We start from the raw sequence: 12,472 nt of genomic DNA, 5'->3' as shown, positions 1-12,472 counted from the left end.
TGTGGGGCGAACAGAAACACCGCGCGCCGAATGGCCCGCGGTGTTTTCGTTAGGAAGGACATCTTATCCTTAGTAAAGAACCTTGGTCAGCTGGGCTGCGAGGAGTTGAGTAACCGGATCCGCCTGCATGATCCAGGCTCCGGCCTTTTCAACGGGTGTACCCTGATCCAGGCTTGCAACGCGTGTGTCATACGCAGATGCGCCGATATTCGACAATAAGAATGCTTTGAAACCGAAGAAACCCAGCAAACAAAGAACCAGAACCTTCGCCGGGATGGCCGATCTCATCCGCTGAGGTTTCATAACAACCAGTCCATCCGAGCGCATCGTGGCCCGATAGCCCCGGCTGAGTTTCTGGTGTTTCTTGTTCAGACGCGTGATGCGCTGATCGAATTCGAGTTGTTTTCCTGTCATGGCAGCCTCCGAAAACCGCCCCCCGATTGCATCCAAAGACGGTAATTAGAGAATGCGACGAAAACGTGGCAAAAAACCACAAAACTCCTGCAAATGGCCCAGATTTAGCCCTGTTTGCTTAAGATTAGCGTCGTCCATTCACCAATCTCATCCCTGCGGACCAGATTGAACGCGTTTTGCAGATAAACCGAGATCACGTCATCGGCCTGTTCATTGAGGATTCCCGACAGGATCGCCTTACCGTCTGCGCGCAGATTCGCCCCGATTTCGGGGGCCAGTGCCACAAGCGGGCCTTTGAGAATGTTGGCAAAGATCAGATCATAAGGCGCGTGGGCCTTAAGTTCCGGGTGATCGAAACCGGCGGCTTCGACGCAGTGGACCTGACCGGCCATACCATTTGCCCTCAGGTTGGCCTCGGCCACATCAACCGCAACCTCGTCGATATCACTGGCGATGATATCGCCATCCCAGACCCGAGCTGCCGCCATCGCCAACACGGCGGTACCACACCCGATATCGGCGACCCTGGAGGCCGAAAAACCCTGGTCCAGAAGAAAATCCAGAGCTTTCAAACAGCCCAGAGTCGTTCCGTGATGACCGGTGCCAAAGGCCATCGCGGCCTCGATCAGCAACGGAATGATGCCTTCAGGCAGCTTATCTGCATCATGACTGCCATAGACAAAGAAGCGTCCGGCCTCGACCGGGGCCAGCTCACGACGGACATGGGCAACCCAATCGGTTTCGGGTAGTTCCGAGACTACGAAAGGCTTGGCCTCAAACGCGGTGGCCAGAAGGGCCAGCGCTGCCTCGTCCGGGGTTTCGGTGAAATAGCCGCCCACTTCCCACAGACCCGAACCATCCTCAACCTCGAACACACCTACGCCGGTGGGTTCGGGTTCCAGACGTCCCATGGCTTCGCCCAGGCTTTCGGCCGCTTTCTTGCCGGTCAGAGTGGTCAGCGCGGTGAATGTGGGCATGGAGGCCTCCTGTTTCATTTGAAACAGCGCCTAGGCCCAGAGGCCGCCAAGGTCAAGCGCGGTGCTCACTCGGCGGGTGCAGGGGCATATTTCGACAAAATGGTTTCGTTGCCCGGTTCCGGATGGCGCGGGATCAGCAGGGACAAGGCCAGAGAGACCAACGCCATCGCCGCCGCCAACCCAAAGACCGCACCCGGAGACACCACCCACAGCAACCCCAACAGCGCTGGCAGGAACACAGCGGCGATGTGGTTGATGGTAAAGGCTACGGCGGCGGTGGGTGCGATATCCGCCGGATCGGCGATTTTCTGAAAGTAGGTCTTCAGCGCCAGCGCCAGAGCAAACAGCACGTGGTCGATCACATATAGAATTGCGGCCAGCAACACGCCCCAGCTGAACCAATAAATCCCGCCATAGGCCGCAAAGACAATGGCCAAACCGGTGTATTCGAAGATCAGCGTGCGGCGCTCACCGAACTTGGCCACTGCTTTGCCCAGAAGAGGCGCTGCCATCATGTTGATCATCAGATTGATCAGATAGAGGCTTGTCAGTTCATGCACTTTGAAGCCGAACTTCTCGACCATCATGAAGCCAGCGAAAACGACAAATATCTGCCGTCGGGCACCTGCCATGAACTGCAACGCGTAATACAGCCAATACCGTTTGCGCAGGATCAGCTTCTTGGTCTGCGGCGTGGGAGCTTCGAACTGCGGATAGGCGACCAAGCAGAACAGCGCCAGCAGGGCAGTCACACCACCCGCCGCGATGAAGACATAGTTATAGGACAGATCGAAACGATCCCATGTCAGCACGATCAACCCATAGACCACCGCCGTCGCGGCGGAACCCATCGCCACCAGCCATCCCAGCATCTGCGGTGCGCGGTCTTTGGGCAGCCATTGCAGTTGCAGTGACTGATTTACGGTCTCGTAATAGTGAAAGCCGATCGAACTGAACAACGTCACGAACAACAACCCGCCCAGGCTGGGGAACCAGGCCGTGACCGCCGTCGCAACCCCCAGCATCATCAGCGAGATCATGGCCAGAACCTGTTCGCGGATAAAGATGATCACTGCGATCACACCAACGGCCAGAAAACCGGGAATTTCGCGCACCGTGTGCAGCAGACCTATGTCGGCCCCGTCGAAATTCGCCACCTCGATGACGAAGTTATTGAGCAGCGCACTCCACGCGTTGAACGCAATCGGCATCATCAACGCCATCATGAACAGGAGCGTCATGGGACGGCGCCAGAATGGCAGGCTCTTCGCCTCGGAAAGCGGCATGGGTTTCAACATGGGACTCCGTCTACGCCCATTTTTGCGCTTTGGCGAGGGCCTAGGGCGCGGCGCACATTGGCTCTGCACTGGCGCAGGGTCAGTAGAAGCTTTGCGGGTCGATATCGACGGCAAGGCGAATGTCACCTTTTAGACGCAGGGGCGCGATCCAACGCGCGATGGCGTCCTGAATGGGCGCACCTTTGGGGGCTTTGACCAGCAGGCGCACGCGGTGTCTGCCTCGGATGCGCGCAATCGGCGCTGGTGCCGGACCAAACACCTGCGCTCCGATTTCTCGCAGAGGCGCATCGTTTCGCGCCATCGCGTTGCCGATGTCAAACACCGGCCCGACCTCGGGCCCGGACAAGACGATGCCCGCCATGCGCCCATAGGGCGGCACTCCGGCGGCTTGTCGACCGGCGGCTTCGGCTTTCCAGAAACCCTCCTCATCGCCTGATAGAATGGCGCGGATCACCGGATGTTCCGGTTGAAAGGTCTGCAACAGCGCCTGACCCGGCTTATCCGCCCGGCCTGCCCGTCCAGCAACCTGCCGCATGAGTTGAAATGTCCGCTCTGCCGCGCGCAAATCAGCGCCATGCAGGCTGAGATCTGCGTCAATCACCCCCACCAGGGTTAACTTGGGAAAGTTATGCCCCTTGGCCACCAGCTGCGTGCCAATGACAATATCCGCGTCCCCCTCGGCAATCTCTTCGATCTTGGCCTTCAGCGCCCGCGCCGAGCCAAACAGGTCAGAGCTGAGCATCGCAATTTTGGCCTCGGGGAAAGTCACCTCGGCCTCTTCCGCCAGCCGTTCGATCCCCGGCCCGACCGGAGCCAGCTTGCCTTCGACCCCGCAAGACGGGCAGGCCTCGGGCATCGGTTTGGTCTCACCACATTGGTGGCACATCAGACGTTTGAGGAACCGATGTTCCACCATCCGCGCATCGCAATGATCACAGGCGATCTGCTCCCCGCAGGCCCGGCACAGCGTAACCGGCGCATAGCCCCGGCGGTTGATGAACAGCAACGATTGTTCGCCCTTTTCGATCCGTTGCCGCACCGCCTGTCGCAGAGATGGAGAAATCCACGTCCCTGGCTGCATCTGCTCGGCCCGCATGTCGATGGGCTTCATCTCAGGCAGTACCGCCGCCCCAAAGCGCGAGGTCAGGTCAAGCCGCTCGTACTTCCCGGCCTCGGCGTTGGCCCAGCTTTCCAGCGAAGGCGTCGCACTGGCGAGTACAACCCGTGCGCCGCAGATTGAGGACCGCAGAACCGCCATGTCCCGTGCGCTGTAATGCACCCCGTCTTCCTGCTTGTACGAGGTGTCGTGTTCCTCATCGACGACGACCAGCCCCAGATCACGGAATGGCAGAAACAATGCCGACCGCGCGCCCACGACCAACTGCGCCTCCCCCTGCCCAACCATGCGCCAGACCCGGCGGCGCTCGGTCATGGTGGCCCCGGAATGCCATTCAGCCGGACGCGCGCCGAACCTCGCCTCAACGCGGGTCAAGAATTCGGCGGTCAAAGCGATCTCAGGCAGCAGAACCAACGCCTGCCGCCCCATGCGTAGCGCTTCGGCCACAGCCTCCAGATACACCTCGGTTTTGCCCGATCCGGTCACACCTTTGAGCAACGTAGTGCCGTAATCTCCGGTCCGCTGCCCGGCTTGAAGACAGGCAACTGCGGTGGCCTGATCTTCGGTCAGATCTTTCCCCGGCAGATCGGGATCAAGATGTGGATAGGGCAGATCGCGCGGGCTGTCCTCTTCCCTTACCGCGCCCTGTTTCACCAGCCCCTTGACCACGGACGAAGTCACCCCCGCCTGCTCGGCCAGTTCTTTCAAGGTGAAGGCCAACCCGCCATACTCGCGCAACACTTCCAGCACACGGGTTCGCGCATCGGTCATCCGATCCGGTTCCGCGTCCCCCAACCGGTAGATCTTGCGCATCGATGGAGGATCACCCAACCCCGGCGCGCGGGTTGCCAGTCGCAGCATCGCAGGCATCGGTGTCAGGGTATAGTCGGCCACCTTGCCCAGAAATACCCGCATCTCTTCGCGCATCGGTGCAACTTCAAGCACCCGGATCACCGACCGCGCCTTGGCCAGATCAAAACCGCCCCGCCCCGGCCCCCAGACCACACCCAGCACCTTGCGCGGCCCCAGCGGAACCTCGACAAACGCGCCCAGAAAGCACCCACCCTCAGGCGCTTTATAATCCAGCGTCCGGTCCAGCGGCTGCGTGGTCAGCACCGCCACCAGCTCACCTTGGTCGAAATACTCCTGAACGCTCACCGCATATCCTTGGCCGGGGGGTTTCAGCATGTCTCTCTTTGGGGTAAAGCCATCCGCGACCAAGGCCAACCCATCAAAGGACTGCCCGCATGAAATTCTTCGTAGACACAGCCGAGATCGACGCCATCGCCGAACTGAACGATCTGGGCATGGTGGACGGCGTGACCACCAACCCCTCGCTGATCCTGAAATCGGGCCGCGACATTCTGGAAGTGACCAAAGAGATCTGCGATCTGGTCGACGGTCCAGTCTCGGCCGAAGTTGTCGCCACCGAAGCCGAAGACATGATCGCCGAAGGCCGCAAGCTGGCTAAGATCGCCCCGAACATCGCCGTCAAAGTGCCACTGACATGGGCTGGCCTGAAGACCTGCAAGACGCTGACCGATGAAGGTCAGATGGTCAACGTGACCTTGTGCTTCTCGACCAATCAGGCGATTCTGGCCGCCAAGGCGGGCGCGACCTTCATCTCGCCCTTCATCGGACGCCTTGACGACATCAACCTCGACGGCATGGATCTGATCGCAGACATCCGTCAGGTTTATGACAATTACGGGTTCGAAACCGAAATCCTCGCCGCGTCGATCCGCACTGTGAACCATGTGACTGACAGTGCCCGCATCGGGGCTGACGTGATCACTGCGCCGCCCGCCGTGATCAAAAAACTGGCCGACCATCCGCTGACCGACAAAGGTCTGGAAACCTTCCTAGCCGATTGGGCCAAAACCGGTCAGAAAATCCTCTGATCACTGGTGCTGCCGCGCGATGCCGTCAGGCATCGCGCCCGGCCCAACGGCCAAAGCTGATCTCTGATCAGCACATGGCGGGCGGGAGCCCCGCCACAGCGCAAACGAATTTCGCCCTTTGCGTGCATTTTTCCCAAGGCAAATCCGGCAACTCATGGTATAAGCCCGCAAAACAAAAAAACGACCGGACGGGACATGAGCAGCGACCCCAAATTGAAAGACAACCTCCGCGCGGCGATTCTGGCCGAGCCTGACGCCGTTCTGGACGACAAAGATCTGATGCAGGCCCTTGTTGCCGCCAACGAACAGGCGCGCGGCGATAACGTTATCGATCTGCGCGGAATCGCGATGCAGCGGCTCGAGGAACGTCTGGACCGGTTGGAAGACACCCACCGCTCGGTCATCGCAGCAGCCTATGAGAACTTGGCGGGCACCAATCAGGTCCACCGCGCCATTCTGCGCTTGCTGGAGCCCACGGTGTTCGAGGACTTCCTGCGCGCTCTGGGCAATGACGTCGCCGAAATCCTGCGCGTCGATCACATTACTTTGGTGCTGGAAACCACCGTCGTTCAGGACGATCCCGCCGTGGCTCAGCTGGGCGGTGTTTTGACCATCGTTGAGCCTGACTTTATCGACGGCTATCTCAGCACCGACCGTAGCGGCGCCACGCTAGATGTCACTCTGCGCGAGATCAGCCGCCCCAACCCTCAGGTCTATGGCACACAAGCCGAGGATTTGCGGTCCGAGGCCTGCCTCAAGCTGGACCTCGGCACCGGTCGGCTGCCCGGCATGATCGTCATGGGCGCCCGCGATCCACGGCATTTCACGCCGCAATTGGGTACCGATCTTCTGTCATTCTTCGCAGGCGTATTCGAACGCTCCATGCGCCACTGGCTGTCGTGAGCCTGATTTCACCAGCCTGTCGCGATGCATTACAGCACTGGCTGGACAGCCTGCGGGCGCTAGAAGGCCGGTCCGAGAATACCCAGAACGCCTATCGTGGGGACGTGACCGAGTTCCTCTCGTTCATGACCCTGCACCATAGCGAACGACAGGGGCTGGCCGCGCTCGAACGCATCACCGTCTCGGATATGCGGGCGTGGATGGCAGATCAGCGCGGTTCGGGCGTCGGCGCACGATCGCTTGCCCGCAAGCTTTCAGCTGTCAAAAGCTTCTACCGCTGGCTCGCCGAACGGGAAGGGTTCGAGCCCACCGCCGTCCTATCCACGCGCGCGCCCAAGTTCACCAAGAAGCTCCCCCGCCCTCTGGCCGAGGACGCTGCCCGCGCCATGATCGAAACGGTCGAGATGCAGTCGACCTCGGATTGGGTCGCAGCGCGCGATGTCGCGGTCGTGACCTTGCTTTACGGTTGCGGCTTGCGCATCTCCGAGGCCCTGTCGCTGACGGGACAGGACGCACCGCTACCAGAAACACTCCGCATCCTCGGCAAAGGTGACAAAGAGCGGATCGTCCCGGTCATCCCTGCTGCCCGCGCAGCTGTCGACCGCTATCAGCGGCTCTGTCCTCACCCCCATTCGCCCGAGGCCCCTTTGTTCCGAGGCGTCCGCGGTGGCGCGCTGAACCCGAGCGCAATCCAGGGTGTGATGGCCAAGGCACGCATGCAACTCGGCCTGCCTGCAACCGCCACCCCCCATGCCATGCGCCATAGCTTTGCCACCCATCTTCTATCCGCCGGAGGTGATCTGCGGGCGATTCAGGAGTTATTGGGCCACGCCTCTCTCTCAACCACTCAGACTTATACCGCCGTGGACACCGCCCGCCTGATGGAAGTCTACAATCGCGCCCATCCCAAAGCCTGACGTAAATCCCTTCACCGTACGTCTTTTTGCTTTGCATCTGCCGCACGCATCGTACATGACACGCCCATGACACTCAGATTCAAAGCTCTTTCCGTTCATCTATTTACTGCTACCGGAGCCGTTTTCGCGATGCTGGCCATGCTGGCCGCTGTCGAGGAGAAATGGAGCCTAATGTATCTCTGGCTGGTGGTCTCGTTCATCGTCGACGGGATCGACGGGCCGCTGGCGCGTCACTACCACGTCAAAAAGAACGCCCCCGAGTTTGACGGAGTGCTTCTGGACCTGATCATCGACTACCTGACTTACGTTTTCATCCCGGCTTTTGCGCTGTTCAAATCGGGCCTGATGGACGGATGGACAGGCTGGTTTGCCATCATTGTCATCACCTTCGCCAGCGCAATGTATTTCGCCGATACGCGCATGAAAACCAAAGACAATTCTTTCTCTGGCTTTCCGGGCTGTTGGAACATGTTCGTCATCGTGATCTTCGCGCTTGAGCCGAATTTCTGGGTGATCCTGATGCTGGTGACATTACTGTCGATCGCGATGTTCGTCCCGCTGAAGTTCGTCCATCCGGTCAGAACCGAGCGTTGGCGGTCCCTGACACTACCCATGGCCTTCGGCTGGACCTTCTTTGCCGGCTGGGCTGCATGGGTTGATTTCCACCCCGAAAGCTGGGCCCATTGGGGTCTGGTGATCACCAGCCTCTATCTGGTCTTCGCGGGTATTGCGCAGCAGATCATCCCGCCACGCAAGGCCTGAGGTTACAGAACCTCCTGAACCTCAAATTCGGTACCGTTGTGGGTGAACACATCCCCCTCCTGCAGGCCAGTCATGGCCAGATAGATCGGGCTTTGGGTTGAAATGCCCATATAGGTCTTCCCGTCCACCTCGAACCGTGTGGTCGACACGCAAACCACGAAACATCGGTTGTTGAACTTAACCACGGCACCAGGCTGCACCCTGTCGGTCAAACTGAAATCAGTGTTTTCGATTACGTCGATCTTGGCATGATGCGCATGCACCGGCGCGTCGAAAGCCGCAGCCAAATCTGCATTTTCGCGCGACGCGGCAATATCGTCCTTATCGTGTCCTTCCCGGTCATCCAGCTGGGAATCCTTCAGGAACGCATCGTAGTGGGCCTGTGCCGTCGCAAGCTCTTCCGCCTCAAGCGACATCAGATGATCGATAATGGCTTTCTTACGTGCTGCAGGGTCTGTCTGGCCGGTCATATGATCAGGTCCTTCAAATTCGGTATTTGGTATAAGTTGGAACCGCGCCTCTTTGATTGCAACAGCTATTTGCGGTCTCAGATCAATAGGCTCGCTGCGCCCTCATGGCGCAGCAAAGCCACTTTGGTTTCAACTCCTCCGGCTCCAGAGAACCCTCCCAACCCCGTTGCAGACAAAACCCTGTGACACGGAATGATCACGGGAATAGGATTTGCACCGCAGGCCTGACCCACGGGCTGCGCCGGCTGCCCCAGCTGCTTGGCAATATCACCATAGGTTAGCGTCTCACCAAACGGGATGGCATACATGATGTCGCAAACCTGCTGTTGAAACCTAGACCCATCCACGCGATAGGGCAGATCAAACCGCGTTAGTCGCCCTTCATCATAGGCCCGCAGTTGCGCCGCCACCTCAAGTAACAAGGGCGTCCTGGTACCCTCATCACGACCGTTCCAGACAAGGCGCGTTACCGCCTCGCCCTCTTCTTCAATCCCAAGGCGTCCGAACCGGGTATCCACTGCAATCATAGGCATGGCCAGATGCTGACAGCGTTTGCAGGTAAAGCGCAACCCGGATCATGCGCTACCACTGCGTCTTCCGTTCAAAAATGCGTCGGAGCGCGGGAGGGCCTTACAATAGGCCCTACCAAATGCGCTCCGCCGCTGATTTAGCTTAGTGCTTCGTCACACCTTCCGCAGACACCCGAATGCGCGTGAAGTCCGACGTCGGGGAGGATCTTCCAGCAGCGCTGGCATTTCGCCCCCTCGGCCTGCTCGAACACCACTCCGACACCTTCGATTTCCGGCACACGGAATGCTTCGGCAGGTTTCGGATCTCCCGTGACGGTCAATCCCGAAGTGATGCACAGATCATCCACATCGAAGGTGGCCAGCAAATCGCGCGTTTCCGCATCCGCGACATAGACGATCGGAGCGGCCTCAAGGCTTGAACCAATGACCTTCTCTTGCCGCTGCACTTCCAGGGCGGCGGTTACGGCGCGGCGCACGCGGCGCACCTTGGCCATGTTGGCCTCAAGCTCTGTATCGCGCCAGTCGGCGGGTGTGTCGGGGAAATCCACCAGATGAACAGAACTGTCATCGCCGGGGAAACGCTCCAGCCAGACCTCTTCCATGGTGAAGACCAGTACCGGTGCCAGCCATGTGGTCAGGCGGTGGAACAGGATATCGAGGACAGTTCGCGCAGCACGGCGGCGCAACGTATCGCCGTCGCAATAGAGCGCATCCTTGCGGACGTCGAAGTAGAAAGACGACAAGTCAACCGTGGCAAAGGTGAACACGGCACTGAATACGCCCTGGAAGTCAAACGCGGCATAGCCCTTGCGCACTTGTTCATCCAGTTCGGCCAGACGGCTCAGCACCCAACGTTCCAGACGCGGCATATCCTGCGGCTCCACCCGGTCAGCCTCGGTGAAGTCGGCCAGTGAGCCCAACATGAACCGCATGGTATTGCGTAGGCGGCGATAGCTGTCTGCGGTGCCTTTCAGGATCTCGGGCCCGATCCGCTGGTCGGCGGTGTAGTCGGTCTGAGCCACCCACAGGCGCAGGATATCGGCGCCGTATTGCTTGACAACCTCTTCCGGCACGATGGTGTTGCCCAGCGATTTGGACATCTTGTTGCCCTTGGCATCCAGCGTGAAGCCGTGGGTCACCACGTTTCGGTATGGCGCGCGGCCCTTGGTGCCACAGGCCTGCAGCATCGAGGAATGGAACCACCCGCGGTGCTGGTCGGTACCTTCCATATAGACATCGGCGATGCCGTCCTTGGTTCCGTCCTCGCGGTCGCGCAGAACGAAAGCGTGGGTCGAACCCGAGTCGAACCATACGTCCAGCACATCGAAGACCTGATCGTAGTCATCCGGGTTCGCGATGCCGTCGAGGATCTTCTCTTTGAAGCCGTCGGTGTACCAGATATCCGCGCCGTCTTTCTCGAACGCCGCTTTGATGCGGGCGTTGAGGTCTTCGTTGCGCAGAAGGTAATCCGCATCTGTCGGCAGCGCACCCTTCTTGGTGAAGCAGGTCAGAGGCACGCCCCAGGCGCGCTGGCGGGACAGAACCCAATCCGGGCGCGCTTCGATCATGGAATACAGGCGGTTGCGGCCGGTCTGCGGGGTCCATTTCACCAGCTCGTCGATCGAGCGCAGGGCGCGTTCGCGGATCGTGTCGCCCATCTCACCCATGCCATCGTCCAGCTTGCGGTCGACCGATGCAAACCACTGCGGCGTGTTGCTGTAGATGATCGGCGCCTTCGAGCGCCATGAATGCGGGTAGCTGTGCTTGATCTTGCCGCGCGCCAGCAGCCCACCAACCTCGGCCAGCTTGTCGATGACCGCTTTGTTCGCATCACCTTCGCCGCCTTTACGGGACAGGATGTACTTGCCGCCAAAGAACGGCAGATCGGCGCGGAAGCTGCCATCGTCCATCACGTTGTAAGTGATGACCTGCTCCAACATGCCCAGATCGCGGTAGAGCTCGAATTCCTCCATCCCGTGCGACGGCGCACAGTGGACAAAGCCGGTGCCTTCGGTGTCGGTCACAAACTCAGCAGCGCGGAAATCGCGGATGTCGTCCCATTCGCCATTGCCACCCTCGGCCCCGGCCAGCGGGTGGGTCAGCTGGATCTTGGCCAGATCTTCCTGCGTGACATCGCACAAACGGCGGTACATCGAGTCATCCAGACGCGCACGCGCAAACACGTCCGCCGCGCGATCATCGGCCAGCAGATAACGCTCACCGATCCGCGCCCAGCACTCCTCGGGGCGACCTGTAACCTCGTAGAGACCGTAGGAGATGTCCTCACCGTACACCACAGCCTTGTTCGACGGCATGGTCCATGGGGTCGTCGTCCAGATCACCACATAGGCATTGTCCAGCGTTACATCGCCCGTGTTCACGACCTTGAACTTCACCCAGATGGTGAAGCTTTCCTTGTCGTGATACTCGACCTCGGCCTCGGCCAGAGCCGTCTTCTCGATGGGCGACCACATCACGGGTTTCGAGCCTTGATAAAGCGTGCCGTTCATTAGGAACTTCATGAACTCGTCCGCGATCACGGCCTCGGCGTGATAGTCCATGGTGATATAGGGATCGGGCCAGTTGCCGGTGATGCCCAGACGCTTGAACTCTTCCCGCTGGATGTCGATCCAGCCTTCGGCGAACTTGCGGCATTCCTGACGGAAGTCGACAACGTTCACCTCATCCTTGTTCTTGCCCTTCTTGCGGTACTGCTCCTCGATCTTCCATTCGATGGGCAAACCATGGCAATCCCAGCCGGGTACATAGCGCGAGTCGAAACCCATCATCTGATGCGACCGCACGATCATGTCCTTGATGGTCTTGTTCAGCGCGTGGCCGATATGCAGGTGACCGTTCGCGTAAGGAGGGCCGTCATGCAGGGTAAAGGGTTTGCGGCCCTCTTTCTCGCGCAGGCGGTCGTAGACGCCGATCTTTTCCCAACGCTCCAGCCATGCGGGTTCGCGCTTGGGCAATCCGGCGCGCATGGGGAAGTCGGTCTTGGGCAGGTTCAGCGTGTCTTTGTAATCAGGTGCTTGGGTCGTGTCGGCGCACATTTGGGGCGTCCTCAGGATGTTCGGGTCGTGTATGGATCGAAGCGGTCAGTGCGATATCTCAAGCACCTTTGCCCGGCGTCTCGCGATATCAGAGCGCCGGGGATATAATTCGAATAATGATGGCCAA

11 protein-coding genes are annotated in these 12,472 nt (G+C 59.6%); 4 read left to right on the top strand and 7 right to left on the bottom strand.

Annotated elements, in window-relative coordinates:
* Positions 1 to 69 precede the first annotated feature (69 nt).
* From ACR0AZ_RS01390 to ACR0AZ_RS01375, 4 genes are all read right to left on the bottom strand, one after another.
* Positions 70 to 414 (bottom strand): hypothetical protein, encoded by a 345-nt coding sequence (locus tag ACR0AZ_RS01390; RefSeq protein WP_480469125.1) that lies wholly within the window; start codon positions 412 to 414, stop codon positions 70 to 72.
* A gap of 104 nt (positions 415 to 518) precedes the next feature.
* Positions 519 to 1,391, bottom strand: coding sequence for a 50S ribosomal protein L11 methyltransferase (locus ACR0AZ_RS01385; protein ID WP_480666594.1), 873 nt, complete (start codon positions 1,389 to 1,391; stop codon positions 519 to 521).
* Positions 1,392 to 1,456: 65 nt separating this feature from the next.
* The gene (locus ACR0AZ_RS01380; protein ID WP_480666593.1) at positions 1,457 to 2,689 is read right to left on the bottom strand and encodes an MFS transporter; all 1,233 of its coding nucleotides are present in this window, start codon (positions 2,687 to 2,689) and stop codon (positions 1,457 to 1,459) included.
* A 79-nt stretch (positions 2,690 to 2,768) separates the two neighbouring features.
* A complete protein-coding gene (locus tag ACR0AZ_RS01375; protein ID WP_480657083.1) occupies positions 2,769 to 4,994 on the bottom strand; it encodes a primosomal protein N' in 2,226 nt (741 codons plus the stop codon).
* A gap of 59 nt (positions 4,995 to 5,053) precedes the next feature.
* Between ACR0AZ_RS01375 and fsa the strand changes: the two genes are divergently transcribed.
* The 4 genes from fsa (at position 5,054) to ACR0AZ_RS01355 (ending at position 8,289) form a co-directional block, all read left to right on the top strand.
* Complete coding sequence (gene fsa, locus ACR0AZ_RS01370; RefSeq protein WP_480469121.1) at positions 5,054 to 5,707, top strand: fructose-6-phosphate aldolase; 654 nt, start codon at positions 5,054 to 5,056, stop codon at positions 5,705 to 5,707.
* Positions 5,708 to 5,902: 195 nt separating this feature from the next.
* Positions 5,903 to 6,610 carry a DUF484 family protein gene (locus tag ACR0AZ_RS01365; RefSeq protein ID WP_480666592.1) on the top strand — a complete coding sequence of 236 codons (708 nt, stop codon included), beginning with the start codon at positions 5,903 to 5,905 and terminating at the stop codon, positions 6,608 to 6,610.
* A complete protein-coding gene (locus ACR0AZ_RS01360) occupies positions 6,607 to 7,527 on the top strand; it encodes a tyrosine recombinase XerC (protein WP_480469119.1) in 921 nt (306 codons plus the stop codon). Before ACR0AZ_RS01365 ends, ACR0AZ_RS01360 begins: the two co-directional genes overlap by 4 nt.
* 66 nt (positions 7,528 to 7,593) lie before the next feature.
* Entirely contained in the window at positions 7,594 to 8,289 is a 696-nt protein-coding gene (locus ACR0AZ_RS01355) for a CDP-alcohol phosphatidyltransferase family protein (protein WP_480469118.1), read from the top strand.
* Between the two features lie 2 nt (positions 8,290 to 8,291).
* Here the strand turns inward: ACR0AZ_RS01355 and ACR0AZ_RS01350 are convergent, their stop codons facing one another.
* From ACR0AZ_RS01350 to ileS, 3 genes are all read right to left on the bottom strand, one after another.
* Positions 8,292 to 8,759, bottom strand: a complete 468-nt coding sequence (locus tag ACR0AZ_RS01350; protein WP_480469117.1) for a hypothetical protein — start codon at positions 8,757 to 8,759, stop codon at positions 8,292 to 8,294.
* A gap of 77 nt (positions 8,760 to 8,836) precedes the next feature.
* Complete coding sequence (locus tag ACR0AZ_RS01345; RefSeq protein WP_480666591.1) at positions 8,837 to 9,292, bottom strand: methylated-DNA--[protein]-cysteine S-methyltransferase; 456 nt, start codon at positions 9,290 to 9,292, stop codon at positions 8,837 to 8,839.
* 134 nt (positions 9,293 to 9,426) lie between these two features.
* Positions 9,427 to 12,345: an isoleucine--tRNA ligase gene (gene ileS, locus ACR0AZ_RS01340; protein ID WP_480666590.1), complete on the bottom strand. Its 2,919-nt coding sequence runs from the start codon at positions 12,343 to 12,345 to the stop codon at positions 9,427 to 9,429.
* Between the last annotated feature and the right edge of the window lie 127 nt (positions 12,346 to 12,472).

The sequence above is a fragment of the Ruegeria sp. BE3 genome, from assembly GCF_056538865.1.
The sequence above is the reverse complement of the archived record's forward strand: the minus strand, read 5'-3'. Positions and strand labels throughout refer to the sequence as shown.

Excerpts from the sequence above, each read along its gene's own strand:
- ACR0AZ_RS01390 (WP_480469125.1), bottom strand. The coding sequence starts at position 414 with ATGACAGGAAAACAACTCGAATTCGATCAGCGCATCACGCGTCTGAAC.
- ACR0AZ_RS01385 (WP_480666594.1), bottom strand. The coding sequence starts at position 1,391 with ATGCCCACATTCACCGCGCTGACCACTCTGACCGGCAAGAAAGCGGCC.
- ACR0AZ_RS01380 (WP_480666593.1), bottom strand. The coding sequence starts at position 2,689 with ATGTTGAAACCCATGCCGCTTTCCGAGGCGAAGAGCCTGCCATTCTGG.
- ACR0AZ_RS01375 (WP_480657083.1), bottom strand. The coding sequence starts at position 4,994 with ATGCTGAAACCCCCCGGCCAAGGATATGCGGTGAGCGTTCAGGAGTAT.
- fsa (WP_480469121.1), top strand. The coding sequence starts at position 5,054 with ATGAAATTCTTCGTAGACACAGCCGAGATCGACGCCATCGCCGAACTG.
- ACR0AZ_RS01365 (WP_480666592.1), top strand. The coding sequence starts at position 5,903 with ATGAGCAGCGACCCCAAATTGAAAGACAACCTCCGCGCGGCGATTCTG.
- ACR0AZ_RS01355 (WP_480469118.1), top strand. The coding sequence starts at position 7,594 with ATGACACTCAGATTCAAAGCTCTTTCCGTTCATCTATTTACTGCTACC.
- ACR0AZ_RS01350 (WP_480469117.1), bottom strand. The coding sequence starts at position 8,759 with ATGACCGGCCAGACAGACCCTGCAGCACGTAAGAAAGCCATTATCGAT.
- ACR0AZ_RS01345 (WP_480666591.1), bottom strand. The coding sequence starts at position 9,292 with ATGCCTATGATTGCAGTGGATACCCGGTTCGGACGCCTTGGGATTGAA.
- ileS (WP_480666590.1), bottom strand. The coding sequence starts at position 12,345 with ATGTGCGCCGACACGACCCAAGCACCTGATTACAAAGACACGCTGAAC.